Annotated in this window: 29 protein-coding genes; 6 read left to right on the top strand and 23 right to left on the bottom strand. The window is 73.6% G+C overall.

What is annotated here, in order from left to right; genetic code table 11:
- Positions 1–2 precede the first annotated feature (2 nt).
- Positions 3–605, bottom strand: coding sequence for a DUF1326 domain-containing protein (locus PHK61_RS11020; protein ID WP_274281015.1), 603 nt, complete (start codon positions 603–605; stop codon positions 3–5).
- Positions 606–932: 327 nt separating this feature from the next.
- Here PHK61_RS11020 and PHK61_RS11015 point away from each other — a divergent pair, with 327 nt between their 5' ends.
- Positions 933–2,045, top strand: coding sequence for an MFS transporter (locus PHK61_RS11015; RefSeq protein WP_274281014.1), 1,113 nt, complete (start codon positions 933–935; stop codon positions 2,043–2,045).
- A gap of 2 nt (positions 2,046–2,047) precedes the next feature.
- Here PHK61_RS11015 and PHK61_RS11010 read toward each other — a convergent pair whose 3' ends face one another.
- The gene (locus PHK61_RS11010) at positions 2,048–2,434 is read right to left on the bottom strand and encodes an NUDIX hydrolase (RefSeq protein WP_274281013.1); all 387 of its coding nucleotides are present in this window, start codon (positions 2,432–2,434) and stop codon (positions 2,048–2,050) included.
- A gap of 37 nt (positions 2,435–2,471) precedes the next feature.
- On the opposite strand from PHK61_RS11010, the gene PHK61_RS11005 reads away from it, so the two are divergent.
- Together PHK61_RS11005 and fdhA are read left to right on the top strand one after the other, a co-directional pair.
- Positions 2,472–3,083 (top strand): hypothetical protein, encoded by a 612-nt coding sequence (locus PHK61_RS11005; protein ID WP_274281012.1) that lies wholly within the window; start codon positions 2,472–2,474, stop codon positions 3,081–3,083.
- A gap of 148 nt (positions 3,084–3,231) precedes the next feature.
- Positions 3,232–4,446, top strand: coding sequence for a formaldehyde dehydrogenase, glutathione-independent (gene fdhA / locus PHK61_RS11000; protein WP_274281011.1), 1,215 nt, complete (start codon positions 3,232–3,234; stop codon positions 4,444–4,446).
- Positions 4,447–4,480: 34 nt separating this feature from the next.
- On the opposite strand, the gene PHK61_RS10995 is transcribed toward fdhA, so the two are convergent.
- The 13 genes from PHK61_RS10995 to PHK61_RS10935 form a co-directional block, all read right to left on the bottom strand.
- Positions 4,481–5,551, bottom strand: coding sequence for a sodium:calcium antiporter (locus PHK61_RS10995; RefSeq protein ID WP_274281010.1), 1,071 nt, complete (start codon positions 5,549–5,551; stop codon positions 4,481–4,483).
- Between the two features lie 7 nt (positions 5,552–5,558).
- A complete protein-coding gene (locus PHK61_RS10990; protein WP_274281009.1) occupies positions 5,559–6,140 on the bottom strand; it encodes a TMEM165/GDT1 family protein in 582 nt (193 codons plus the stop codon).
- Between the two features lie 55 nt (positions 6,141–6,195).
- The gene (locus PHK61_RS10985) at positions 6,196–6,489 is read right to left on the bottom strand and encodes an amphi-Trp domain-containing protein (RefSeq protein ID WP_274281008.1); all 294 of its coding nucleotides are present in this window, start codon (positions 6,487–6,489) and stop codon (positions 6,196–6,198) included.
- Between the two features lie 78 nt (positions 6,490–6,567).
- Positions 6,568–7,704: a pyrroloquinoline quinone biosynthesis protein PqqE gene (pqqE, locus tag PHK61_RS10980; protein WP_274281007.1), complete on the bottom strand. Its 1,137-nt coding sequence runs from the start codon at positions 7,702–7,704 to the stop codon at positions 6,568–6,570.
- Positions 7,697–7,978 carry a pyrroloquinoline quinone biosynthesis peptide chaperone PqqD gene (gene pqqD / locus PHK61_RS10975; protein WP_274281006.1) on the bottom strand — a complete coding sequence of 94 codons (282 nt, stop codon included), beginning with the start codon at positions 7,976–7,978 and terminating at the stop codon, positions 7,697–7,699. The genes pqqE and pqqD overlap by 8 nt, the downstream gene beginning before the upstream one ends.
- Positions 7,975–8,709 carry a pyrroloquinoline-quinone synthase PqqC gene (gene pqqC, locus PHK61_RS10970; RefSeq protein ID WP_274281005.1) on the bottom strand — a complete coding sequence of 245 codons (735 nt, stop codon included), beginning with the start codon at positions 8,707–8,709 and terminating at the stop codon, positions 7,975–7,977. Before pqqC ends, pqqD begins: the two co-directional genes overlap by 4 nt.
- Before the next feature lie 8 nt (positions 8,710–8,717).
- Positions 8,718–9,656 carry a pyrroloquinoline quinone biosynthesis protein PqqB gene (gene pqqB / locus PHK61_RS10965; RefSeq protein ID WP_274281004.1) on the bottom strand — a complete coding sequence of 313 codons (939 nt, stop codon included), beginning with the start codon at positions 9,654–9,656 and terminating at the stop codon, positions 8,718–8,720.
- A gap of 93 nt (positions 9,657–9,749) precedes the next feature.
- A complete protein-coding gene (gene pqqA, locus PHK61_RS10960) occupies positions 9,750–9,842 on the bottom strand; it encodes a pyrroloquinoline quinone precursor peptide PqqA (RefSeq protein ID WP_116706252.1) in 93 nt (30 codons plus the stop codon).
- Positions 9,843–9,916: 74 nt separating this feature from the next.
- Complete coding sequence (locus tag PHK61_RS10955) at positions 9,917–10,681, bottom strand: ribonucleotide-diphosphate reductase subunit beta (protein ID WP_274281003.1); 765 nt, start codon at positions 10,679–10,681, stop codon at positions 9,917–9,919.
- Between the two features lie 13 nt (positions 10,682–10,694).
- The gene (gene rd, locus PHK61_RS10950; RefSeq protein WP_274281002.1) at positions 10,695–10,910 is read right to left on the bottom strand and encodes a rubredoxin; all 216 of its coding nucleotides are present in this window, start codon (positions 10,908–10,910) and stop codon (positions 10,695–10,697) included.
- Between the two features lie 94 nt (positions 10,911–11,004).
- Positions 11,005–11,094, bottom strand: coding sequence for a pyrroloquinoline quinone precursor peptide PqqA (gene pqqA, locus PHK61_RS10945; protein ID WP_133825024.1), 90 nt, complete (start codon positions 11,092–11,094; stop codon positions 11,005–11,007).
- Between the two features lie 56 nt (positions 11,095–11,150).
- Entirely contained in the window at positions 11,151–12,842 is a 1,692-nt protein-coding gene (locus PHK61_RS10940; RefSeq protein WP_274281001.1) for a PQQ-dependent dehydrogenase, methanol/ethanol family, read from the bottom strand.
- A 36-nt stretch (positions 12,843–12,878) separates the two neighbouring features.
- A complete protein-coding gene (locus PHK61_RS10935; RefSeq protein WP_274281000.1) occupies positions 12,879–13,337 on the bottom strand; it encodes an MSMEG_3727 family PQQ-associated protein in 459 nt (152 codons plus the stop codon).
- Positions 13,338–13,886: 549 nt separating this feature from the next.
- Here PHK61_RS10935 and PHK61_RS10930 point away from each other — a divergent pair.
- Positions 13,887–14,648: a hypothetical protein gene (locus PHK61_RS10930; protein ID WP_274280999.1), complete on the top strand. Its 762-nt coding sequence runs from the start codon at positions 13,887–13,889 to the stop codon at positions 14,646–14,648.
- Positions 14,649–14,728: 80 nt separating this feature from the next.
- Positions 14,729–17,440 carry a DNA translocase FtsK gene (locus PHK61_RS10925; RefSeq protein ID WP_274280998.1) on the top strand — a complete coding sequence of 904 codons (2,712 nt, stop codon included), beginning with the start codon at positions 14,729–14,731 and terminating at the stop codon, positions 17,438–17,440.
- A gap of 50 nt (positions 17,441–17,490) precedes the next feature.
- On the opposite strand, the gene PHK61_RS10920 is transcribed toward PHK61_RS10925, so the two are convergent.
- Genes PHK61_RS10920 through PHK61_RS10885 form a run of 8 tightly spaced genes read right to left on the bottom strand, consistent with a single transcriptional unit; the run spans position 17,491 to position 24,470 of the window.
- Entirely contained in the window at positions 17,491–17,778 is a 288-nt protein-coding gene (locus PHK61_RS10920; RefSeq protein WP_274280997.1) for an Ada metal-binding domain-containing protein, read from the bottom strand.
- On the bottom strand, positions 17,775–18,428 hold the full coding sequence (locus PHK61_RS10915; RefSeq protein ID WP_274280996.1) for an alpha-ketoglutarate-dependent dioxygenase AlkB family protein: 654 nt from the start codon (positions 18,426–18,428) through the stop codon (positions 17,775–17,777). The genes PHK61_RS10920 and PHK61_RS10915 overlap by 4 nt, the downstream gene beginning before the upstream one ends.
- A gap of 25 nt (positions 18,429–18,453) precedes the next feature.
- The gene (locus PHK61_RS10910; protein ID WP_274280995.1) at positions 18,454–19,479 is read right to left on the bottom strand and encodes an amidohydrolase family protein; all 1,026 of its coding nucleotides are present in this window, start codon (positions 19,477–19,479) and stop codon (positions 18,454–18,456) included.
- Positions 19,476–20,432, bottom strand: a complete 957-nt coding sequence (locus PHK61_RS10905) for a fumarylacetoacetate hydrolase family protein (RefSeq protein WP_274280994.1) — start codon at positions 20,430–20,432, stop codon at positions 19,476–19,478. Before PHK61_RS10905 ends, PHK61_RS10910 begins: the two co-directional genes overlap by 4 nt.
- Positions 20,432–21,367, bottom strand: coding sequence for a VOC family protein (locus PHK61_RS10900; RefSeq protein ID WP_274280993.1), 936 nt, complete (start codon positions 21,365–21,367; stop codon positions 20,432–20,434). The genes PHK61_RS10905 and PHK61_RS10900 overlap by 1 nt, the downstream gene beginning before the upstream one ends.
- A 12-nt stretch (positions 21,368–21,379) precedes the next feature.
- Positions 21,380–22,504, bottom strand: a complete 1,125-nt coding sequence (locus PHK61_RS10895; RefSeq protein WP_274280992.1) for an FAD-dependent monooxygenase — start codon at positions 22,502–22,504, stop codon at positions 21,380–21,382.
- 38 nt (positions 22,505–22,542) lie between these two features.
- A complete protein-coding gene (locus PHK61_RS10890; RefSeq protein WP_274280991.1) occupies positions 22,543–23,547 on the bottom strand; it encodes a cyclase family protein in 1,005 nt (334 codons plus the stop codon).
- Entirely contained in the window at positions 23,544–24,470 is a 927-nt protein-coding gene (locus tag PHK61_RS10885; RefSeq protein ID WP_274280990.1) for a fumarylacetoacetate hydrolase family protein, read from the bottom strand. Before PHK61_RS10885 ends, PHK61_RS10890 begins: the two co-directional genes overlap by 4 nt.
- Before the next feature lie 118 nt (positions 24,471–24,588).
- Here PHK61_RS10885 and PHK61_RS10880 point away from each other — a divergent pair, with 118 nt between their 5' ends.
- Complete coding sequence (locus PHK61_RS10880) at positions 24,589–25,119, top strand: putative immunity protein (protein ID WP_274280989.1); 531 nt, start codon at positions 24,589–24,591, stop codon at positions 25,117–25,119.
- The last annotated feature ends 2 nt before the right edge of the window (positions 25,120–25,121 follow it).

Below are 25,121 nucleotides of genomic sequence, written 5' to 3'. Positions count from 1 at the left end.
CGTCACGCCGCCCAGGAGAAGTCCGAGTGCGAGACCCCGGTCCTGCCCTCGTAACGGATGCCGAAGGCGTCGATGTGCGAGCGGGTCGCCTCGGCCATCGTGAGGTCGGGAGCCACCGGGTGGAACATGCCCGAGAACGTCACCGGTTCGGGGGGCTCCTTGCCGAACGGCACGATGTCCTGGATCTCGAAGTCGATCGCCTCCGCCACGCGCACCGAGTGCCGCAGGCCGTCGTGATCGATCTCGATCGCGGCCCGCTCCGGGCCCAGGACCTCCCCGACCAGCGGTCCGAGACCGGCCATCGGCCCTCCGAGCTGACCGCTGAACACCTCCGCCAGCTTCTCGAACTGGCCGTCGGTCGCCCGGTCGTCGACGAACACGCCGACCCGCCAGTTCCCCTCGGTCATGACCTTCGGTGTATCGATGATCATGACGATCTTTCGGTCCGCCACGTCGACGCCCGAGATCGATCCCTCACGGATGTCGAACGCCAGAGTCGCCCGGCAGAAATCGTAGGTGGCCCCGTGATCCATCGACAGGTTGCAGGGACACATCAACTCGCAGGAGCAGGTCTCCACATAGCGGCCCCGCAGATTCCACGACATCGTCGCTCCCCCGTTCCCGAGGATCGAAGAGGGTCGACTGTCCTGCGCGTCATGCGGGGTGTCAAGGCGCGGGACGGCAGCCGCGGACGCACTCGGTGTGCACCGGATCCGGTGGGCGCGAATCGGTGCAGAACGGGCAGGTTCCGTTGCTCAGCGCCACGAACCGGGAGCGGCCGGGGTGAGGGACGGAACGCGCGCGCAGTTCGCGCCGGACCGCCACGGACGCCATTCGACGGTCCGTGATCCGTCGGGTCGCCGCCGGGCGGCCACGCGTCCGCGGCCCGCGGGCTCGTGGCCGTGGTCACGGCCCCGGTACCGTCGGGACCCGTGAGCAAGGCCCGCGCGCTCGGCGGTGCCGTCCTGCTCGACCTCGCGGTCAGCCCGCTGTTCGTCTGGGACGTGTTCACCGGCGCCCTGGGGCGCGAGCTGGGCGTCGGTCACGCGGTGCTGGCCGGCGTGTTCTCCGTCGGCCTGCTCGCCTTCATGCTCGGCGTGCTGGTCGGGGGACGGGCCGCCGACCGGGTCGCGCCCCGCCGCCTCGCCCTGGTCGCGCTCGCCGGGACCGTGCTCGGCCTGCTGGGCAGCGCCGCGGCGTCGTCGGTGCTCGTGCTGTTCGTGGCCTTCGGGGTGCTCGTCGGCGGCTCCACGGGGCTCGGGTACGCCACCGCCGTGCGGGTCGCCGGCACCGTCGCCACCGGCCGCGGCCTCGCGCTCGGCCTGGTCGTCAGCGCCTACGCCGCCGGTTCCGCGGTCCTCGCCCCGGTGGCCTCGACGCTGATCGACGCGATCGGGCGCCGCGCCACCCTCGTCGTCCTCGCCGGGGCGCTCGGGGTGCTGCTGGCGGTCGCCGCCGCCCTCGTCCCCGGCGCGCGACCGGGCGCCCGGGCCGAGCGCGCCGGCGGGCGGACGCGCCCGAGCCGCTCGGTGGTGGCGCTGTGGCTCGCCTTCGGGCTCGGCAGCGCGCCCGCCCTCGCCGCCTTCGCGCAGGCCGGCGGCCTCGCCGGCGACGCGGCCGCCGTGGCGCTCGCGGTGGCCCTGCTCAACGTCGGCAACCTCGCCGGGCGGCTGGTCGCCGGCCCGCTGTCCGACCGGATCGGTCGCCGGGCCGCCCTGCACGCGAACGCGGCGCTGCTGGTCGTCGCCTGCGCCCCGCTCGCCGCCGGCGCGACCGGGAGCGTCGCGCTCGTCGCCCTGCTCCTGCTCGGCACCCAGTACGGGGCGCTGTCGACGCTCACCCCGGCCGCGACGTCCGACGTCGTCCCGCCCGAGCGCTTCGGCACCACCTACGGCCTGGTGTTCACCGGCTGGGGCGTCGCCGGCCTGGTCACCCCGGTCACCGCCGCGGCCCTCGCCGGGGTCGTGGGGTACGCCGGCGTCGCCGTCGGCTTCCTCGTCCTCGCCGCGCTGTCCTGGGCCTGCGTGGCGGCGTACGCGCACTGATCTCAGCGACGCCGGATCGTCTTCTCCAGGTGGTGGCGCACCGGCGCCCAGAGGTTCGGCAGCACCATGTCCACCTGGTCGTGGAGGTACCAGCCGGCGCGCACGCTGTCGGGGATCTCCTCGGGGTCCACGTCGTGGACGGGGCGCGCGGCGACGTAGATCGTGGCGATGCCGTCGTGGTTGAAGCGCCCGAGCTGGCGGCCGGCGCGGATCTCGACGCCGGTCTCCTCGAGGCACCCGCGCTCGGCGGTCGCTCCGGGCGACTCGCGGGCCTGCGGCCGGCCACCGGGCAGCACCGCGGGCGGCATCTCCCCGGGGCGGTGGACGAGCAGGAGCCGGCCCGGCGGTGCCGTCACCACGGCGAGGACGAGCTGCGCGTCCCGACTCATGCGACCCTCCCTCGGTAGGCCGCCTAGGCTACGGCGGGTGACCACCTCCGACGCCGCCGAGGTGGCCACTCCCGCGCAGCGCATCGCCGCCCGCGTCACGACCGCGACGTCGCCGACGCTGCTGCTCGCCGTCCTGTACCCGATCGTCGGGGCGCTCGCGGCGGGCCCCGTCGGGGTGGCGTGGTCGCTGGTGGGGATGGTGTTCACCGTGGCGATCCCGGCGTTCATCGTCGACCGCGGCGTGCGGTCCGGCCGCTACACCGACCACCACCTGCGCGAGCGCGAGCAGCGTGCGGTGCCCCTGGGGCTGGCCGCGGCGTCGGTCGCGCTCGGCGTCGTCGTCCTGGTGGTCGCCGGCGCTCCCCGGCCGATCACGGCGCTGCAGATCGCGGTGCTCGTGACCGTCGCTGTCGCCACCGCGATCACCCTGGTCTGGAAGGTCAGCTTCCACGTCGCCGTCGTGGCGGCCGCGGCGGCGGTGCTGACCCTGCTCGGCGGGGGCTGGTGGGCCCTGGCATGGCTCGCCGTCCCGCTCGTCGGCTTGGCCCGCCTGGTGCTGCGCGCGCACACCGCGGCGCAGGTCCTCGCCGGCCTCGTCGTGGGCGCCGGGGTGACGACGGCGGTGCTCGTGCTGGCCGGGGTGCCGTGAGGCCGGCGCTGCCCGCGGAACGAAGCCTTCCTGCGCTTCGTGTCCCGGGCGGGGCGTCCGACCCACCGACGACGGGTCCGGCGAGGGGGATCGCCTCCTGCGACCGCGTGAGTGACGTGGCTCACCACGGGTTACAGAATCGGAGTGCATGAAGGCCGTCGCGTACATCGAACCCATGAAGGTCGAGATCCAGGACATCGAGGAGCCGGGCCTGGAGCTCAAGGACGGGCCGGGCGTCAACCCGGCCAACGTGGGACGCCAGTGTCCCCACGGCGTGGTCCTGAAACTGGTCGCCACCAACATCTGCGGCTCCGATCAGCACATGGTCCGCGGACGCACCACCGCCCCGCCCGGACTGATCCTCGGCCACGAGATCACCGGCGAGGTCGTGGAGGTCGGCCGCGACGTCGAGTTCATCGCGCAGGGCGACCTCGTCTCCGCGCCGTTCAACATCGCCTGCGGGCGCTGCCGGATGTGCAAGGAGGGGCACACCGGGGTCTGCCTCAACGTCAACCCCGACCGCCCGGGCTCGGCCTACGGCTACGTCGACATGGGCGGGTGGCAGGGCGGCCAGGCCGAGTACGTCATGGTCCCCTACGCCGACTGGAACCTGCTGAAGTTCCCCGACCGCGAGCAGGCGATGGAGAAGATCCTCGACCTGACGATGCTGTCGGACATCTTCCCCACCGGCTACCACGGCTGCGTGAGCGCCGGCGTGACCACCGGGTCCACGGTCTACATCGCGGGCGCCGGCCCCGTCGGCCTGGCCGCCGCGGCGTCGGCGAAGCTGCTGGGCGCCGCCGCGGTGATCGTCGGGGACATGAACGGCGAGCGGCTCCGCCACGCGCGCGAGGTCATCGGCACCGAGACCGTCGACCTCTCCGAGGAGGGCTCGCTCCCGGAGAAGCTCGAGCAGATCGTCGGGGAGCCCGTCGTGGACGCCGCGGTCGACGCGGTCGGCTTCGAGGCACGCGGCCACGGCAAGGACTCCGACCACGAGCAGCCGGCGACCGTTCTGAACTCGATCATGGAGGTCACCCGGGCGGCCGGCAAGCTCGGCATCCCCGGCCTCTACGTGACGGGGGACCCGGGCGCCGCGGACGACGCCGCCAAGGAGGGCAGCCTCTCGATCCGCATCGGCCTGGGCTGGGCGAAGTCGCACTCGTTCACGACCGGCCAGTGCCCGGTCATGCGCTACCACCGGCAGCTGATGAACGCGATCCTGCGGGACCGGGTGGAGATCGGGAAGGCGGTCAACGCGACCGTCATCTCCCTCGACGACGCGCCCCAGGGCTACGCCCAGTTCGACTCGGGCGTCGCGAAGAAGTTCGTCATCGACCCGCACGGGATGATCGCGGCCTGACGACGACGGCGGCCCGGTCGGGGACCAGAGCGCCTCAGTCCCCGACCGGGACCCCGCCGAAGAACACTAGGCTGACGACGAAGTAGGCGACGTAGGCCGCGAGCAGGACGACGCCGTGGCGCCGGCGCAGCCGCCCGGTGGCGAGGAAGACCGCCGACGTCGCCGTGATCAGCACGAGCGCGGGCAGGTGCCAGCGCACGACCTCGGGCGTCACCACCATCGCGCCGCCGGCGAGCAGGAGGATCCCGAGCTTGCCGGTCACCGAGAACACCACGCTGCCGACGACGTTCGCCACGCCGATCTCGGGTGCGCCCCGGCGGGCGGGCTCGACGGTGAGCAGGAGGTCCTCGAGCGAGAGGGCGAGCGTCGCGATCGTGACGCCGAAGACCGTCCCCTCGACGGCGAACTCCTCGAGGACGCCCTCGGTCCCCGCCCCGGCGACCGCGGCGCCGACGACGAGCCCGGCCAGCGCGAGGAGGGCGAGCACGACGGTCCCGGCGGGGGAGCGCCGGCGCGCCCGCAGGAAGCCCGCGTCGATCCGGTGGCCCGCCGGCGGCTCCCCGCGCGGACCGACCGGGTCGGCGCGCCCCCGCCGCGACGCGACGCCGCCGCCGAGGGTCACCCGGTCGATCTGCTCGTAGAGTGCGGCGTCGCGCCAGACCGGGCGCCGCGCCGCGTACTCGCGCAGCGCGATCCACCCGACGAACGCGGCGAAGAGCACCAGGAGCACGACGCCGGCGACCGGTGTCAGCGTCCCGGTGAGCGCCAGCGCGTACATCACCAGCGGCGCGCCCGCGTAGAGACCGAGGTAGTCCCGGGGCACCTCGACGGCGGTGGGCGCGACGAGCGCGGCCACGGCGAGCACGAGCCCCGGCATGGCGATCGTCGTGCCGATGACCGTGCCGAGGGCGACCTCGTGGAGGTCCTCGAGCCCGAGCGCCAGGCCGAACGCCAGGTCGTCGACCTCGATCCCGGTGAACACCACCGCGACGAGGAACAGCGAGACCGCCCACCGGCTCGCCACCCCGACGAGGTGGCCGATGAGCTTCTCGGCGCAGTAGACGAGCACCGCGACGCCGAGGACGAACTCGACGATCGGGATCACGGCGGTGTCAGCCCCGGATCGCCTCGACCGCGCTGATCACGGCGAGCACCACCATGATCGACGCCGCCACGATGGCCACCCACTTCACCGGCACGACCCGGCGCAGCCGGTTGCCGCCGTAGATCGCGAGGGCGGACACGGCCCAGAGGCCCAGGAGCGCCCCGATGCCGACGAGCAGCGGGTCGCCGTACTGCGCGGTGAGGGTCGCGGTGAGGATCTGCGAGGGGTCCGCGAGCTCGGAGAGCGCGGTGATCCCGAACGCCGTCGCCGCCACCGCCCACCGGGTCCGCGGGACCTCCCGCTCCACGTCGTCGTCATCGTCATCGTCGTCGTCCTCCAGGCCCTCGCGGAGCGTGAGGGCCGCGCCGACGAGGAACATGACGGCGAGGATCGCCTCGAGGGGACGCTCCGGGAGCAGACCGACGAGGCTCCCCGCCGCCACGGCGATGCCGACGTGCACGAGCATCCCGGCGAAGACGCCGATGAGCACCCAGCGGGCCGGGAAGCGCGTCGCGAGGACGAGCGTCACGAGACCGCTGGTGTCCGCCACCTCCGCCAGGGCGATGACGACGAAGGTGATCGCGATCACGGACACGGGGACCTGAGTACTGCACGCGGGCGCCGTCCGCAAGGAAGGGCGATGGTCACCGCAGGGGCTGCGGGGCCCCGACCGAGGTCCGCGGCCGGTCCGACGACGGCTCGTTGCCCTCGTTCGGCCACACGAGCTCGAACTCGAGCTCGATCTTCTCGCCGTAGGGCTCGAGCTCCAGCTCGACCTCGAACTCCTCGGGCAGGTTCAGCGCGACGGTCGGTCCCACGAGCGCCACGTCGGCCGTGCCGCCGGTCTCCAGCGCCGTCGCCAGCTGGTGGAGCCACTTGGCGGCCTCCTGACGCGTCAGGACGACCCGCTGCTCGATCTTTCCTCCGCCACCGGACATATGTGGCTCCTCCTCGTGGATCCCCCGCTGCGACAGGACCCGAGGAGGGTAACCGCCGTGATCGCTTCCCGGAGGGCGTCAGTCCGCGCGGTGCGGGCGGACCGCGACCTCGGGCATCGGGACCAGCACGGGCTCGCGCGTGGACCCCGCGGCCGGCGCGGCGGCGGGGTCGTTGGCCGCGGCCACGGCCTCGTCGACGAGGTAGCGGTCGGGGGAGAGCACGCAGACCGGGTCGGTCCGGTTCATGTCCCCGGTGAGCTGGAAGGCCTGGCAGCGGCACCCGCCGAGGTCGACCTCGCGGCGATCGCAGCTGCGGCACGGGTCGGGCATCCAGTCGGTGCCGCGGAACGCGGAGAACAGCGGCGACGAGCGCCAGATCCAGGGCAGGTCGTGCTCGCGGACGTTGGCCCGGGGCAGCGGCAGCTCGTGGGCCGAGAGGCAGGGCCAGGCGTTGCCCTCGGGGCCGACGACGAGCTGGCGCGAGCCCCACCCGCCCATGCAGGGCTTGGGGTAGCGGCTGTAGTAGTCCGGGATGACGTAGATGACGTCGGTGCGCCCCCGCAGGCGCTCGCGGGCCGCGCGGCTGACCGTCTCCGCGTGCTCGAGCTGCTCGCGGCTCGGCAGCAGGGCCTCGCGGTTGCGCAGCGCCCAGCCGTAGTACTGGGTGTTGGCGAGCTCGACCCGGTCGGCCTCCAGCTCCTCGACCCAGTCGAGGATCGCCGCGATCCGGTCGATGTTCTGCCGGTGCAGCACCACGTTGAGGGTCAGCGGCCAGCCCAGCTCCTTGACCAGCCGGGCCGCCTCGATCTTCTTCTCGAACGAGGAGATGCCGGCGAGGCGGTCGGAGAGCACCGGCTCGTCGGCCTGGATGCTCACCTGCACGTGATCGAGCCCGGCGTCGCGCAGCGCCTCCGCGCGGGGCCGGGACAGGCCGATCGCGCTGGTCACGAGGTTGGTGTACATCCCGAGCCCGCTCGCGTGGCCCACCAGGTCGACGAGGTCGCGGCGCAGCAGCGGCTCGCCGCCGGAGAAGTGGCTCTGCAGCACGCCGAGGACGGCGGCCTCGTCGAGCACGCGGCGCCACTCGTCGGTCGAGAGCTCGGCGGAGCGCTTGGTGAGCTCCAGCGGGTTGGAGCAGTACGAGCACGACAACGGGCAGGCGTGGGTCAGCTCGGCGAGCACGCCGAGGGGGCCGTCGAGGACCTGCTCACTCATCGGTGATCACCACCCAGCGCCGGGACGCGAGGCGCTCCAGGAACGCGATCACCTCGTCGTCGACGACGCGGTCGTAGCGGCGGCCGAGCTCGTCCACGATGTCGCCGACGGTCCGCTGCCCGTCGCAGAGGGCCAGGATGTCGGCGCCGGTCGGGTTGAGCGTGACGACCGTCTCGGGCCCGAGCAGCACCTGCCGCTCGCGCGCCTTGTCGTAGCGGGTCTTGACGAACCGGGCGAGCGCGGGCCGCCCGGTGCGCGGGACGGTGTCGGTCACGAGGGATACGCCTTGTCGATGGCGTCCATCATGCTCCAGAGCACGTCGTTCTTGAAGGCGAGCGCGGCGACCGCGGCGTCCTGTGCCTCCGCGGTGCGGCAGTGCTCCTGGACGATCTCCAGCGCGTGCTCGGAGTCGCGCGGCGCCTGGTGCAGCCGGTTGCGGAAGTAGTCGAGCCCGTCCTTGGCGATCCACGTGTAGTGCTTCTCGAACGCGGCGAGGCGCTCGGCCATGAGCCCCGGCGCGAACAGCTCGGTGAGCGACGACGCGACCGCCTCGACCCACGGCCGGGTGCGCGCGAAGGTCACGTAGGCGTCGACCGCGAAGCGCACGCCCGGGACGATGTGGCGCCCGTCGTCCATCTCCTCGCGGGGGACGCCGCAGGCCTCGCCGAGCCGCAGCCAGGCCTCGATGCCGCCCTCGGTGGTGTCGGTGCCGTCGTGGTCGGTGATCCGCCGGATCCAGCGCTTGCGGATCTCGCGGTCCGGGCAGTTGCCGAGGATCGCGGCGTCCTTGCGCGGGATCGCCTCCTGGTAGCAGAAGCGGTTGGCCACCCAGCCCCGGATCTGCTCCGGCGAGAGCTCGCCGGCGTTCATGCGCACGTGGAAGTCGTGCTCGCTGTGGTAGCGCGTGGCCTGGGAGCGCAGCCGCTCCACCAGGGCCTCCGGGCCGACCGCCGTCCCGGGGCCCGCGTCGGTGCCCGTGCCGTTGGTCGCGTGGGTGACCGTCATGCCGCTCCTCAGACCTCCACCTCGAGCCCGTCGAGAGCGATCTCCACCCCGCGGGCGGCGACCGTCGCGTACTCGGGGGAGTCCTCGAGCAGCATCGGGTTCGTGTTGTTGATGTGGACGTAGATCTTGCGCTCGGCCGGGAGGCCGGCGAGGACCGCGAGGCTCCCGTCCGGCCCGTCGACGGCCAGGTGGCCCATGTCGCGGGCGGTCTTCGACGCGAGGCCGAGACGGATCATCTCGTCGTCGGTCCACGTCGTGCCGTCGACCAGCACGGTGTCGGCGGCGGCCAGCTCGTCGTGCACGGCGGGCGTCACCTCCTGGACACCGGGCAGGTACACCGCGCTCCGGCCGGTCGCGGTGTCGGTGAAGCGGTAGCCCACCACGCGACCGACGTCCTCCGTGACCCCGAACCGGGCCTTCTTCACCGTCGGGACGTCGAACGCGGTGTAGGTGAGGCCCTCGCCGAGCGCGACGGTCTCGCCGGGGACGACCGTGTGCGGTGTGACCGTCGTGTAGCGCTCCAGGGTGGACAGGAAGCCCGTGCCGTCCCGCAGGGTCTGCAGGGACGCCTCGGTGGCGTGCAGCTCCACGCCCGGACCTTCGCGCAGCAGCAGCAGGCCCATCGTGTGGTCGAGCTCGGCGTCGGTGAGCAGGACGGCGGCGATCGGGCTGTCGCGCTTCGCGCTGTATCCGGCCTTCGGCGCGGCAGCTCCGCTGCGCTTCGTGCCGCCCGGCCGCAGGACCGGTGACGCCTCGATCTGGGCCCGCAGGTCGGGGGAGGCGTTGACCAGGAACCACGTGGTCCGGTCGGCGCTCACGGCGATCGACGACTGCGTGCGGGGCGTGGCCGGCCGGGAGCCGTCACGGACCGCGCGGCACCCCGGGCAGCCGCAGTTCCACTGGGGGAAACCGCCGCCCGCGCCGGCGCCGAGCACCCGCAGCCACATCGCCCCGTCCTCCCTCGCGATCCGTGCGCCTGGTGCGACGACGGCGACAGGGGCGCCGGAAAGACATTTCCGACGCCCCTGCCGCGTTCGCCGTCAGTCGTCGAGCTGAGCGACGTACATCGTCACCTCGGGGGCGACACCGAACTCCTCGAACTCCGGGGTCTCCCAGATGGAGAGCGACTCCATGATTGCTGCCACCTCCTCTCGATCACTTCTCGATCAACGGTACCTGCCACACGCCGCGCGGGCAGCGTGCGAGATCACCAGAATTTGATGCCGACCGACTTGAGACGCCGCTGGTGGAGGTGCTCGACCTTCGCGATGTCGTCCTGGGAGATCAGGTCGCCCCACGCGGACGCGGCCTTGACGCCCTGGGTGAGCAGTTCTTCCATCTCGTCGTCGACGATGTCCGCGCTCTGGATGACGCGGGAGCCGAACCCGATGTGCCAGCGCTCGTCGCGCAGCACCAGTTCCATTCCCTTGTGTACCCCGGGAAGCTTCACCGAGCACTGTTCGATCGTCTGGAGCAGCGCGTGCTGACCCGCGGTGAGCACCACGCCCTCGAGGATCATGTGGTAGAGCCCGACCGCGGCGGTGAGGTTCTCGTGGTCCTCGGCGACGCTCTCGGCGATCGCGGGCAGACGCTCCTCGAACAGCTCGACCAGGGCGGGGCTGACGCGGTCGCGCAGGGCCTCGACGCGCTCGGTCATGTTCGACCCGGGCACGCCGGCGACCTCGCGCACCACCCGGTCGAAGAAGCGGGCGTGGCGGGCCTCGTCGCGGGCCTGGGCCGCGAAGACCTCGGCCATCTTGTCGTCGGTGGACGCGGCCGCGTGGAACGACGTGAGGTGCGTGGCCACCGATGTCTCGCCGATGCAGAAGCCGGCGAGCAGGCCGAGCACCTGGTCGTACTCGTCCTGCTCGAGCTGCGGCCAGGCCTCGATGTCGGCGCTCAGGTCGATGGTGGTCTCGTCCCACTGCAGCGATTCCGCGAGCTGGGCGAAGTGGCCGTACCCGGTGATCATGTACGCAGCATCCTCACATCTCCGGGAACTCGCCCGGTTCCACCTCGCGGAAATCCGCCTTCTCGGCGCCGCAGATCGGGCACATCCAGTCGTCGGGGATGTCCTCGAAGGGCGTCCCGGGCGGGATGCCGCTGTCGGGGTCACCCTCCTCCGGATCATAGATGAAGCCACACATTTCGCAGAGCCAGCGCTTGGCCGCCGGCCGCGCCTCTGTCTGCTCGACGGTCATCGGATCTCCAGTCGGTTTGCCGAGGAGAGGGGCACCGAAACGCCGGAAAGGGGCGCCGGAACTCCTCCGGCGCCCCTTCGCGGTCAGCAGTCGATCAGTCGTCCATCTGGGCGACGTACATCGTCACCTCGGGAGCGACCCCGATCTCCTCGAACTCCGGGGCCTCCCACACGTGGAGCTCCATGTCGTGTCTCCCTCCTGTCGGCTGACGCCGACGTGACGCTTCTTCTCTGGGGTGGTCTAGCTCTCGGGCAGCGCGAAGCAGAACAGCGCGTCACCTGCGGCGGCGCCCAGCAGGCCGGGCAGGAAGCCCTCGACCCAGCCGCCCCACCCGCTGGGGACGGCGATGTACTGGCGGCCGTCGACCTCGAACGTCGACGGGCTCGAGTGGTGCCCGCTGCCGCACTGGAACGACCACAGCTTCTCGCCGGTGTCCGCGTCGAGCGCGACGAACTCACCGGTCGGCGTGCCCTGGAACACCAGGCCACCCGCGGTGGTCAGCGTCGAGGCGCACATCGGGTACTCGTTGTTCCAGCGCCACTTCTCCTCGCCCGTGACAGGGTCGATGGCGGCGACGTAGCCGTAGAAGTCGTCGAGGTCGACGGCCACTCCGGCGCCCCAGTAGGGGATGCTCTCCCGGAACTCGCGGCGGCGGCGGGTGGCCGTCGCCCCGACCTCCTGGACGGGCACGTAGATCAACCCCGTGCTGGGGTTGTAGGACATGTGCGTCCACTCCTTGCCGCCGGCCGGGCCGGGCCAGAAGTGGACGGGGACGCCCTCCTCGTCCGGGTACACCTTCGGCGTGACCTTGCCGTCCGGCGTGATCTCGCCCCAGGTGATGCGGTCGACGAAGGGGAAGACGCGCACCAGTTCGCCGTTGGTGCGGTCGAGGACGAAGAAGTAGCCGTTCTTGTCCGCGTGGGCGAGCAGCTTGCGCCCGTCCGGAGCGTCGAAGAGCAGGTTCTCCATCGTCGAGTCGTAGTCCCACAGGTCGTGCGGGGTGAACTGGTAGTGCCACTGGATGGTCCCGGTGTTCACGTCCACCGCGACGACGCTGTCGGTGTAGAGGTTGTCGCCCGGGCGGACGCCGCCGTCGAAGTCGGGCGCCGGGTTGCCGGTGCCGTGGTACAGCAGCTCGAGTTCGGGGTCGTAGGTCGGGGTGACCCAGCAGTTGGCCCCACCGCGCTGCCACGCCTCGGCGTTCTCGTCGCCCCACGTCTCCGACCCGGGTTCGCCGGGCTTCGGCACCGTGTAGCAGCGCCACTGGCGCTCGCCGGTCTGGGCGTCGAAGGCGTCGATGTGGCCGCGGAGGCCGAACTCGCCGCCCGCGCTGCCGACGATGACCTTGTCCTTGACGATCAGCGGCGCGACCGAACCGCTCTCGCCGGCCCGAACGTCACCGTTGACGGTGTCCCACACGAGGTCACCGGTCTGGGCGTCGAGGGCGATGAGGTGGGCGTTGAGGGTGTACATGTACACCTTGCCGTGGCCCACCGCGACGCCGCGGTTGACGTTGCCGCAGCACAGCGAGACGTCGTACGGCGACGCCCACTTGTAGCGCCACAGCTCCTCGCCGGTAGCGGCGTCGATCGCCCAGACCTTGCCGTCGGGGCCGGAGACGTACATGACGCCCTCGACCACGAGCGGGGAGGCCTCGAACGAGTAGGTCGAGGCGCCGGAGTGCAGGCCGTTCATGCCGGCCTGGAACACCCACGCCGGGCTGAGCCTCTTGACCGTCTCCTTGTTGATCTGGTCCAGCGGGCTGTGCCGCTGGCCGTCGTAGCTGCCGTAGTAGGTCAGCCAGTTCTGCGGCTCCGACTTCGCGGCCTTGATCCGCTCGAAGTCGACGTTGCCGGTCGCCGGGGCGCTGCCCTTGGTGGCGCTGAGGGTCTTGTGCGGGACGGCCTCGCCGGCGTCCACGTAGTCGGTCATGTGACGTTCTTCCTCTCTACGGGCTCGACGGGGCTCTTACGGGCGCGGCTGCGGCGGACGGTCCTGCTTCGCGGAGTCCGGGACCTCGCCGCCGAAGACGAGGGCGCCGGTCAGGCCGCGGCCCTCGTCGTTGCCGGTCGTGGAGCCGTAGTAGTAGGTGCCGGGGCCCGACAGCGAGAGCCGGGCCGTGCCCTTGGAGTGGTTGACCATCCAGATGATCTTGGGGTCACCGTTGTGCGGCAGCACCGCACAGTGGGTGTTCTTGTCGTCGTTGATGAGCGTGAGCTCGACCTCGCCGCCCTCGGGGAACACGAGGATCGACGGCTCCCAGATCAGCTCGTCCTCCGGGATGCGGACCGTGGCCCGCATGATGCCGTCGGACCCCTTCTCGGCGTGCCCGATGCTGCCCGTGCCGAGCAGCCGGCCGAGGGCCGTCCTGTTCTGGCCGTCCAGGCCCGCGGCGGCCAGTTCGTCCGATCGATCAGTGGACGTCATCCGACGTACCTCCTCGTGGATGCCCTGTTGCTTCTCCGTCGACGGACCCGGGCGGGGCGCGGCCGGGTGTCGCGGGGCGTGGTGCGTCGACGGGGACGTCGAGAGGGGAGGCTCGGCAGACTCTGCTGCTGCCACCGGTCGCTCGACCGTCGGGCCGACGACGTCGACCACTGGGCGGCAGGACACGTCCGTCTGACGGCGGCCGGTTGATCTCGGGCGCCGAGCGGTGTGTGCTGAGCCACAGGCGACAGTAGGGAGCCGATCCGACGTCGGCAAGAGGCACGAGGGGGGAATCGGTTCCCGATCATGCCCTCGGAGCCATGATCACGCTTTCAGCCTGCGTCGATCACCGTGAGTAGTTTTCGGGCGTGTTCCGGTCTCCGGAAAAGCGCTCCGTCCCGGTCCGGGCGCGGACGGGGAACGGAGGGGACCTGTCCGACCGGTCGGGATCGCCGCGACGAGGTGTCGTGGATCACCGGGGGGCGGCTATGGTCGGTCGGGGCGGCGCCGCCGGCGGGGGCGGCCGGCGCCGGACGGGAGGACCATCTGGTGGGCAGGTTCGGGTCGGCCGAGGCGCTCCGGTGGCTGAGCACACACGGGGCGCACGCCGACAGCGTGGAGATGAAGACCCTGCTGGTGCCGCCGGCGGGAGCGGCGGCCGAAGCCCTGACCGGGCGCCACGGGCCCACCTGGAGCGTGCGCCAGAGCTACCTCCTCGACACCGCGGAGCTGGACCTCCTGCGCGCCGGCGTCGAGGTCCGGCTGCGCCGCCGGGCGCGCGGGAAGTTCGACCTCGCCGTGTCCGCGCGCCGTCGCGGCACCGAGCTCGGGTGCTACCGCCCCCGCGGCGCGCGCGTCGAGTACGACGTCGTCCCGGAGGGGGTCTGGAAGGACATCGAGGTCCGCCGGGACATCGACTCGGCGATCGCCGCGTCGGTGATCGCGGGCTCGGCCAAGGCGCGGGAGCTGCTCTCGGCGACCCAGAGCCAGTGGGCCCTGACCGGCGGGAACGAGGCCGTCGACGACGCACGGCTGTCCGAGCTGCGCGTCCACGGGCCGATGGTCGTGCGCCGGGTCAAGGTGACGGCGACGGCGCTGGGCCTGCGCCGTGTCGATCTCGAGCACTTCCGCTTCCCGAGCGGCCGCGAGCTGGTCGAGCTGTCGACGCGCTGCTGCCCGCAGGAGGTGCCGGAGGCCGCCGCGGGGTTCGAGCAGCTGCTCGCGGAGCGGGACGTCATGGTCGCGCCGGAGTACTGCACGAAGACCTCGGTGTGGCACGACGAGATCGTCGGGCGCGGTCGCGGCGAGTGACGCGCGCCTGAGCGCGGCCTCACCCACCGGGACGCGTGTGGCTACCGGGGCTCGTGGTGTGCCCGGGCTACCGTGTCGCCATGGCCGGGCGGACCGAGACACCTGACAAGCGCGGGTCCCGCAGCCGCCCGATCACGGGTGGACGGACCCCGCGCCCGAAGGGCGGCGGGTCCGACACCGCGACCCGGTCGCCGCAGCAGCGCCGCCCCGCGAAGGGACGCCGGCCCGCGGGGCGGTCGTCGGGCAGGGGGCGCGCGCCCGCGCGGCGCACCGGGCCCGGGCCCGTGGTGCGGACGCTGCGGGGCGGCTGGGTGCTCACCGCGCGTGGTCTCGGCTCCCTCGTGCGCACGCTCGGGCGGGCCCGTGACGTCGACGCCGCCCACCGGCGCGACGGCATCGCCCTCGGGCTGGTCGTGCTCGCGGTCGTCACCGCCGCGGGCGTGTGGTGGCGCGCGGGCGGTCCCGTCGGCGCCGGGCTCGACCTGGGGCTGCGCACGGTCGTCGGCGCCGCGGCCCTCGTGCTGCCCGTCGTGCTCCTCGGCGTCGCGGTGGTGCTCCTGCGCACCGACCCGTTGCCCGAGACCCGCCCGCGCACGGTGGTCGGCGCGCTCCTGCTCGGCGTCGGCGTCCTGGCGGTGTGGCACCTCGTCGTCGGAGCGCCCCGCGACCTCGCCGGGCGCCGCGACGCGGGCGGCGTCCTGGGCGCCGTGATCGCCGACCCGCTCGCGCGCGGCGTCACCGTCTGGATCGCCGGCATCGTCCTCGTGCTCGTCGGGCTCTACGGGCTGCTCGTGCTGACCGGTACGCCGGTGCGCGAGGTCGGGGTGCGCCTGCGCGCCCTGGTCACCGGTGAGCACCCCGAGGACGAGTGGGGCGGTCCCGAGGACGTCGACGTCGACGGCCTCGAGGACGACGGCACCGCGCCGACCACGGCGATCCCGCGGCGCGGTCGCCGCCGGGGTGGCGACCAGGCCTCCGACCAGGCCTCCGACGAGCCCTCCGACGAGGACGACCCCGACGCCGCCGCCCACCCGGCGCGCCACCGCGACCGGAACGCCGCGGCGGTGCCCGACCTGACGACGCCGCCGGAGGGCCTGCCGGCCGAGGCGCCCGCGGAGCCGCCGAAGGGCCGGTCGTCGAAGGCCGCTCCGGCGCGCGCGTCCGCGCCCGCTCCCGTGGTGGCGCCCGTGCCGCCAGAGGAGACCGAGACCGACCCCCAGGCCGCGGCGTCGTTCAGCTCCCACCGCGAGGACGCCGACGGCGACTACCGCCTCCCGCCGCCCGACCTGCTCACGCCCGGCGAGCCGCCGAAGGCCCGCAGCGCCGCGAACGACGCGATGATCGAGGCGATCACCGGGGTCCTGGAGCAGTTCAAGGTCGACGCCGAGGTCACCGGCTTCACCCGCGGGCCGACGGTCACCCGCTACGAGGTCGAGCTCGGGCACGGCGTGAAGGTCGAGAAGATCACCGCGCTGCACCGCAACCTGGCCTACGCCGCGGCCACCGACCGCGTGCTGCTGCTCGCGCCCATTCCGGGCAAGTCGGCGGTGGGCATCGAGGTGCCCAACTCCGACCGCGAGATGGTGCGCCTCGCCGACGTCCTGAACTCGCCGACGGCGCGGGCCGAGACCCACCCGATGGTCATCGGCCTGGGCAAGGACATCGAGGGCCGGATGGTCACGGCCAACCTGGCGAAGATGCCCCACCTGCTGGTCGCGGGCTCCACCGGCTCCGGCAAGTCGAGCTTCGTCAACTCGATGCTGGTGTCGCTGCTGACGCGGTCGACGCCGGACGAGGTCCGGATGATCCTCATCGACCCGAAGATGGTCGAGCTGACGCCCTACGAGGGCATCCCGCACCTCATCACGCCCATCATCACCTCGCCGAAGAAGGCGGCCACGGCGCTGCAGTGGCTGGTCGAGGAGATGGAGCAGCGCTACACGGACATGCAGGCCAACCGCGTGCGGCACATCGACACCTTCAACGAGAAGGTGCGCAGCGGGGCCATCCAGGCGCCGCCCGGCTCGGAGCGGGTGTACCGGCCGTACCCGTACATCATGTGCATCGTCGACGAGCTCGCCGACCTCATGATGACCGCGCCCCGCGACGTCGAGGACGCGATCGTCCGCATCACGCAGAAGGCCCGGGCCGCGGGGATCCACCTCGTGCTCGCCACCCAGCGCCCGAGCGTCGACGTCGTCACCGGCCTGATCAAGACCAACGTGCCGTCGCGGCTGGCGTTCGCGACGTCGTCGCTGACCGACTCGCGGGTCATCCTCGACCAGCCCGGTGCCGAGAAGCTCATCGGCATGGGCGACGCGCTCTTCCTGCCCATGGGCGCGGGCAAGACCAACCGCCTGCAGGGCGCGTTCATCGCCGACGACGAGATCGCCGCGGTGGTCGACCACTGCAAGGAGCAGGCCGATCCCGACTACGACGAGTCGGTCACCACCGAGGCCGCGGGCGAGAAGAAGGAGATCGACCCGGACATCGGCGACGACCTCGAGCTGGTGGTCGCGGCGGCGGAGCTGATCGTCACCAGCCAGTTCGGGTCGACGTCGATGCTGCAGCGCAAGCTGCGGGTCGGGTTCGCGAAGGCCGGGCGGCTGATGGACCTGCTGGAGACCCGGGGCGTCGTCGGTCCGTCGGAGGGCTCCAAGGCCCGCGACGTGCTGTTCAAGCCCGACGAGCTGCCCGACCTCCTCGCGTCCCTGCGCGGCGAGCCGGCCCCGGCGCCGGCCGCCGACCCCGACTCCGACATCCCGCCGCCGATGGAGGACGCGGACCGCTAGCGTTCGTGCCCGCGACCCCCGCCGTGGCGGGCGTGTGGCGTCACGGACGCTCAGTGCCTGCGGTGGCCCACCGCCGGCACGACACGCCGAGCCCCGACACGCCAGGCGCGGTGGGCCTCGGGCTGGCACACCGCGCAGGGCCGGTAGCCCGCGGCGCGGGCGGTGGCCTCGTCGGCGAAGAACACGCGGTGCTGCGCGTAGTGGCCACGCGCGAGCCACCGCCGGGCGCCGGGGCAGTCGAGCCGCCCGTAGATCCGCAGGCGCCGGTGCCCGCCGAGCGTGCCCGGCGTCGCCGACGCGTACGGGCGGCCGTCGGCGCCGAGCAGGCGGTACGTCACGCGAGCCCCGAGACGCGCAGGGTGATGTTGATCCGCTCGCCGGGCGCGGTCCCGACCGCGGGCACCTCGCGGTCGGGCAGCAGCTTCGGCACGCCGTGGTACGCCAGCCGGTGCTCGCCCCCGAAGACGACGAGGTCACCGGAGTGCAGCTCGACGTCCTGCCAGGGGCCGCGGCGGTCGTGAGGGCTGCCGATGCGGAACACGCAGGCCGCGCCGAGGCTCAGCGACACCACGGGGTCGGGGGCGAGCTCCTCGCGGTCCTGGTGCATCCCGAGGCGGGCGTCGCCGCGGTAGGAGTTCACCAGGGCGACGTCGGGCCGGTAGTCGACGCCCGGCTGGTCGAAGGCGTCGGCGACCGCTCGCGCGCCGAGGTCGGCGAGCCAGCCCGGGAACGGCTGCACCGGCGATCGGTCCTGGTCGTCGCGGGTGCGGCTGTAGCGGTAGGGGATCCAGTGCCAGCCGAGGCACACCGTCTCGACGCTCATCCGCGCCCCGCCGGGCAACGTCGCGTGGCGCGCGCCGGGCCCCTCGCGCGCCCACTCCCGGGCGGCGAGGACGAGGACGCGCTGCTCGTCCTCGGACAACCAGTCCGGGACGTGGACGACACCGGGGGCGAGCCTCCGCCGCTCGCGCGGGATCAGTTCGAGCACGTCGGAGTGAACACCGGACGGCCCCTCAGCGTGGCACGGCGGCCTCCCGGGCCGGGGCGAGCAGGGCCGCGGCGCTGCGGGCGCGGACCTGCTCGGCGTCGGCGGGGGACAGCCCCGCCGCGGCGAGGCGGTCGAGCGGGTCGGTGACGCCCATGTCGAACGGGAAGTCGGTGCCGAGCGCGACGCGGTCGGCGCCCGCGACGGCGACGAGGTGGCGCAGCGCCTCGGGGGTGTGGACGAGCGCGTCGAACCACAGCCGGCGCAGGGCCCCGCTCGGCGGGGCGGCGGCCGCGCGGTCGCCGGGGCGGGCGTGCCAGGCGTGGTCCTGGCGCGCGGTGCCCTGCGGGAAGAAGCCCCCGCCGTGGGCCGCGAGGACCCGGACCCCGTCGGGCAGCGCGTTCGACGCCACGAGCCGGGAGAGCGCGACGGTCGTCTCGACCGGGTTGCCGACACTGTTGGACAGGTAGCCGACGTCGAGGCGCTCGCCGAGCGTGCAGCCCCAGGGATGGACGAAGACGACCGCCTCGAGCTCGGCCGCCGCCGCCCAGAACCCGCCCAGCGCGGGGTCGTCGAGCTCCCGGCGCACCCCGTCGGGCCCGGTCACGAACGTCCCGATCTCCACCCCGCGCAGTCCCGCGGCCAGGGCCGCCCGGAGCACGTCCACCGCGAGGTCCGGGTGCTGCAGCGGCGCCGTCCCGAGCCCGACCAGGCGCTCGGGAGCGCCCGCGCAGTGCGCGAGCACGCCGTCGTTGACGGTCGCGGCGTACCGGGCGGCGAGGTCGCGCCCGGCCCAGGTGTGGTGGATCGGCAGGGGGCTGACGAGCTGCACCTCGATCCCCGCGGCGTCCATGGCCGCGAGCCGGGTGCCGCGGTCGGTCAGCGCCGGTCCGAGGGCGCCGATCTGCTCGCGGTTGACGCGTGCCGACGCCGCGCCGGCGGCCCGGGCCTCGGCGGCGCGGGCGTCGGCGAGGGCGGGCTCGTCGGCGACCAGGGCCTCGGCGGCTGGCACGAGGACGTGGGAGTGGACGTCGACGGTGGGCAGGGTGCTCATGCGGGCTCCCGGTCGGCGGGACGGGTCCGGGGTCGCGGGCGGGCGCCGGGGATCGGGGTCGGGTCGACGCCGGGGACGATCCGCGACGACAGCGTGCCGATGCCCTCCACCTCCAGCGTCACCACGTCGCCCGGCACCAGCGGCGGGCGGTCCTCGCGGGACACGCCCCGGCCCCACAGCTCACCGAGGCAGCCGCCGTGCCCGCAGGTCCCGGAACCCAGCACGTCGCCGGGCCGGACCTCGGTGCCGCGCGAGGCGTACGCGACGAGGTCGCCGAACGGCCAGCCCATGTCGGCGAGCAGGTCCTCGCCGACGACGGTGCCGTTGACCGCGGCGGTGAGGGCGAGGTCGAGGAACCCCTCGCCGTCCGGCGCGAACTCGTCGGCGGTCACGAGCCACGGGCCCAGCGTCGTCGCCGTGTCCTTGCCCTTGGCCGGCCCGAGGCCGACCTGCATCTCGCGGAACTGGACGTCGCGGGCGGACCAGTCGTTGAGGATCGTCAGCCCCGCGACGTGGCCCCACCCGTCGCCGGGGGCGACGTCACGGCCGACGCGGCCGATCACGGCGGCGACCTCGAGCTCGAAGTCCAGTACCGCGCAGCCCGGCGGCACCGGGACGTCGTCGGCGGGCCCGAGCGTGGCGTAGGGGTTGGAGAAGTAGAACGTCGGCGCGTCGTACCAGGCATCCGGGACGCCCGCGCCCGCCCGCATCCCCTCCACGTGCTCCTCGAACGCCACGAAGTCGCGGACCGTGGGCGGCTCGAGCGGGGCGAGCAGGCGCACCTCCGACAGCGCGACGGGCCGGGAGCGCAGCGCGTCGCGCCCGGCGTCGAGCAGCGTGCCCGAGCGCAGCAGGTCGAGCACGGTGACGGGCCCGTCGAGCAGGTGGATGTGGTCGCCGACCACCACCCCGACGCGGGCGGAGCCGTCCGCCAGCGCCGTCGCGATCTTCATCAGACCGGGGGAGCGACGAAGACGCCGCGGTCGGGGTCGTTGAACGACTTCTTGGCGACGAACTCGCTCATCGGGTTCGCCGTGCCCCACTGGTCGGAGACCATCGGGTCGGTGAAGTCGTGCAGCGACGGGTGCCAGGTGTCCTCGTCGAGGCACTCCAGCTCGGTCGTGTACTCGACGGTGTTGCCCTGGGGGTCGAGGAAGTACGAGAACGTGTTGTTCCCGGCCAGGTGCCGGCCCGGGCCCCACACCTTCTCGACCCCGGCGCGCAGCAGCCGCCCGGTGCCGCGCATGTACTCGTCGATGCCGCGCAGCTCGAACGACGCGTGGTGCAGCGACACGTGCGGGCACCGCGCGATCGCCAGCGAGTGGTGCTGGGGGTTGCAGCGCAGGAACCACATCATCTCGCCCATGTGCGGCGAGAAGAGGGTGTCGGAGAGCGTGAAGTCGAGGTGGCGGTCGTACCAGGCGACCAGCGCCTCGGGCTGCGGCGAGTTGATGACGACGTGGGAGAGCTTGACCGGGACCGACTCGCCCTCCTCCACCTTCCGGTGCGCGCGGGTCGCGACGTCGGCGGAGACCTCGATCGTGCGGCCCTCGAGGTCGAAGAAGCGGAAGCCGTAGCCGCCACCGGGGGTCGCCAGCTTGTCGGGCGTGCTGACCAGCGTCACGCCCTCGCGGCCCAGCTTCTCGGCGAGCGCGTCCACGTCGGCGGGGGACGCGGCGCCGAACGCGATGAGGTCGACGCGCTTCTCGGCGTCGGCCCGCAGCCGCACCTGGTACTGCTCGGGCGAGCCCTCCGCCGCGAGGAAGGCGATCCCCGTGTCGAGGGTCTCGGGGGAGAGCTTCCAGAGGTCGCGGTAGAAGGCGAGCTGGGCGTCGAAGTCGGGCACGCCGAGGTCGACGTGGCGGAGGTGGGTGATCAGGCGATCCATGTCGTCCTCCTGTCAGGGTCGCTGCGCGAGCAGCGCGGCGGTGCGGGCCATCAGCCCGGGGACGTCGGCGGCGCCGCCGGCCTGCGGCGGGGGCTCGTGGTCGAGCAGCCAGCGCGCGAGCTGCACCGAGCCGGCGACGACGGCGCCGGCCCGCTCCCGGCGGCGGGTCTCGTAGGCGGTGAGCGCGGCGTCGAGGTCGTCGGTGCCCCGCAGCTCCTCCACCAGGACGGACGCGTCCTCGAGGGCCATCGCGGCGCCCTGGGCGAGGGTGGGCGGGCAGGAGTGGGCGGCGTCGCCGGCGAGGACGACGCGCCCGCGGTGCCACGGCCCGTCGACGAGGTGGTGGGTGAACCACGTGTAGTTCACCCGCGACGGGTCGGTCATCCGCTCGCGGATCTCGGTCCAGGGGCCGCCGTAGTGCCCGGCCAGCTCGCGCATGGTGGCGAGCTGCTCGTCACCGGACAGGCCCGTGCGGTCGGCGGCGTCCTCGACGAGGTACGCGTAGATCGAGTCGTCGCCGGTCGGGCAGTAGCCCGCGATGTAGGCGGCGCCGCCGTAGGTGAGGTCGGTGCGGGTGATGCTCGCCGGTCGCGTCGTGAAGACCCGCCAGATGCCCATGCCGAGCGGCTCGGGGCGGGTGTCGATGCCGAGCTGCGCGCGCACGACGGAGTTCAGGCCGTCGGCGCCGACCACCAGGTCGTACGTCTCGCGGGTGCCGTCGGAGCAGACGGCGTCGCCGTCGGGGCCGACGCTCTCCAGCCGCGTGCCCGTTCGGACCTTCACCCCGACCTCGGCGGCGCGCTCGGCGAGCAGGCGGGCCATCTGCCCGCGGGGGATCCCGACGGTGGCCGGCAGGTCGTCCCCGCCGGTGCGGGCGTCGGGGATGACGGCGAGGACGCCGCCGTCGGGGGTGCGCAGACCGACCTCGTCGAAGGCGTACCCGCGGGCGAGGACGTCGTCGAGCACGCCCAGGTCGCGGAAGACCCGCAGGGCGTTGCCCTGCAGCGTGATGCCGGAGCCGGAGCGCCCGATCTCGGGGCTCGCCTCGACGAGCTCGACGGTCACGCCGGCGCGGGCCAGCAGGATCGCGGTGGCGGTGCCCGCGGCGCCGCCGCCGACCACCAGGGCAGAGGACACGGAGCGCAGCGGAGCCGGCCCGGGGGCACTGTCGATCATCACTTCACCGCGATCGGGTTGACGGGAGAGCCGACGGCACCGGTGATGCGCAGCGGCGCGGCGGTCAGGAAGAAGTCGTGGCGGCCGTCGGCCGCGCAGTCGGCGGCGAGACCGTCGAGGTCCCACATCTCGCCGAGGAACAGGCCCAGGTGCGGGATGGCGACCTGGTGCAGCGGCTGGAAGGCGACCTCGAACTCGTTGGGCCGCACCTCGACGCCCCAGGTGTCGGTGGCGATCGCGGCGATGTCGCTGTCGTGCAGCCAGTCCAGCGTGGTGAACGACAGGCCCGGCGCGGGCCCGCCGGCGTAGCCGCCCCAGCCCTCGCGGCGGGTGCGGGCGTACTGGCCGGTGCGCACGCACACGATGTCGCCGGGCCGCACCTCGACGCCGTGGGCGCGGGCGACCTCGTCGAGCTCGTGGGCGGTGATCGGGTACGAGTCCGGCAGCTCGCCCTTCTCGTCACCGAGCACGCGCCCCGCGTCGAGCAGCACGCCACGCCCGGCGATGTGGGCGGCGGCGGTCTCGATCCCGGTGAGCCGGTCGCCCTCGACGCGCACCACCGCGGCGGCCTCCCGGCCGTTCCAGGCCTTGCCGTGGTCGAAGATGTGGCCGAGGCCGTCCCACTGGGTGGAGCACTGCAGCGGCATGGCGATGATGTCGTCGGCGCCGCCGATCCCGTGCGGGAACTCGCCGTCGAGGGCCTCGTGGCCGGTGCCGAGCATGGTGTGCACCGGGTTGGTGCGCTTCTTCCAGCCGTGCTGCGGGCCGGCCTCGTCGAAGGGCTGCGAGAGCGAGAACGCGACGCCGGTGCGCACGCAGGCCGCGCCCTCGATCCGCTTGGCCGGGGTGAGCAGGTTCAGCGAGCCCAGGACGTCGTCGGCACCCCAGCGACCCCAGCGCGAGACGCGGGCGACGGCGGCCGCGACGGCCTCCTCGGGCTTCGCCGGGTCGTACCCGGCGGCGACGACGGCGGCCCGGTCGGTGGTCGTCGGGGTGTCGGTCATCGCTCGGCCACCACGCGGGTGGTCTGCGTGCCCAGCCCCGTCACGGACCCGACCATCACGTCGCCGTCGCGCAGCAGCCGGCCGCGGGCCATGCCGTTGCCGGCGGGGCTGCCGGTGAGCACGAGGTCGCCGGGGTGCAGCGGGGTGATCTCCGAGGCGGCGGCGACGAGGGCGGCGACGTCGAAGAGCATGTCCTTCGTCGTCTCGTCCTGCATCACCTCGCCGTTGAGCGCGAGGTGGATGCGCAGGTCGGACGCGTCGACGTCGCGGGCGGGGACCAGCCACGGGCCGAGCGGGGTGAACCCGGGACCGTTCTTGGCGCGGAACCAGTCGGTGCCGATCTCGGGCATGTCGCGGCGGAAGACGTGGTCGCGGGCGGTGAGGTCGTTCGCGATCGTGTAGGCGGCGACGTGCTCGAGAGCACGGGCCCGGTCGACCCGGAACGCCTCGCGGCCGATCACCGCGGCCAGCTCGAGCTCCCAGTCGAACTGCTGCGTCCACGCCGGGATGACGACGTCGTCCTCGGGGCCCGTGACCGCCGAGGGCAGCCCGACGAACAGGTACGGCGTGCCCTCCGCGGCCCGCCGGTCCATCAGCGCCGCGACCTCGGCGCGGATCTCGACATCCGGGCGCGTGCCGCGCTCGGCGTGGTGGGCGGCCGCCAGGTCGATCACGTGGGTGCGGTAGTTCGCCCCGGACTGCAGGACCTGGCCGGGCTCGACGGGGGCGTGGACCCGCAGCCCCGCCAGCGGCTCGCCGCCCGTGCGGTCGTCGAGCCGGGGGAGCACGCGGTCCCAGTCGGCGAGCAGGCCGCGGGTGCTCGCGGCGAGGTCGGACAGGTCGACGACGCTCCCGTCCCCGGTGACGAGCCCCGGGAACGGTCGGTCCTCCCCGGGCCTCGAGAAGGTCCCCAGCCTGATCATGCATCCTCCGTGACGCCTCGGTGCGGTCCCGACCACGATGCGGGGCGCCCGCTCGCCCCCGGAACCGCGAACCGCTGATGGCGGCCATCGCCGGCGTCGATGCCGGGACAATGGGCCCGTGCCGGCACCCGACCGCATCGACCTCTCCCTCGACGAGATCCGCGCGGTCGCCGGGTTCGCCGCGGCCTGCGCCCGCCCGGCGCTGAGCCTGGTCGGCGACGACCCCCGCCCGCGGGTCGCGGTCGACACCGCGCAGGCCTTCGCCGACGGGGCGCCGCGCACCAAGGCGCTGCGCGACGCCGCGTGGGACGCGCACCGGGCGGCGCAGGAGGACCGGGACGCCGGGCACCCGGCGGGGAGCGAGGCCGCGAGGGCCGCCGGGCACGCCGCCGGGGCCGCGTTCCTCCACCCGCTCGCGACCGCCACCCAGGTCGGGCACGTCCTCGCCGCGGCCGCCCACGCCGCGCGGGCGCTCGAGCTGACCGGCGACGACGACCACCTGGCCCGGTGCGCCGCGCTCGCGACGCCCGCGGTGGTGGCCGTGCTGCGCCGCTACCCGCCGGCACCCGGGGGTCGCGGACGGGTCGGGGCGCTGATGCGGGCGCTGGACGGCGCGCTGCGGTGGGGATCGGGGGAGGGAGTGCGGTAGGG

It is taken from the genome of Actinomycetospora lutea, from assembly GCF_028737205.1.
Classification (GTDB): Bacteria; Actinomycetota; Actinomycetes; order Mycobacteriales; family Pseudonocardiaceae; genus Actinomycetospora; species Actinomycetospora lutea.
This window is presented reverse-complemented; position numbering and strand designations above follow the sequence as displayed.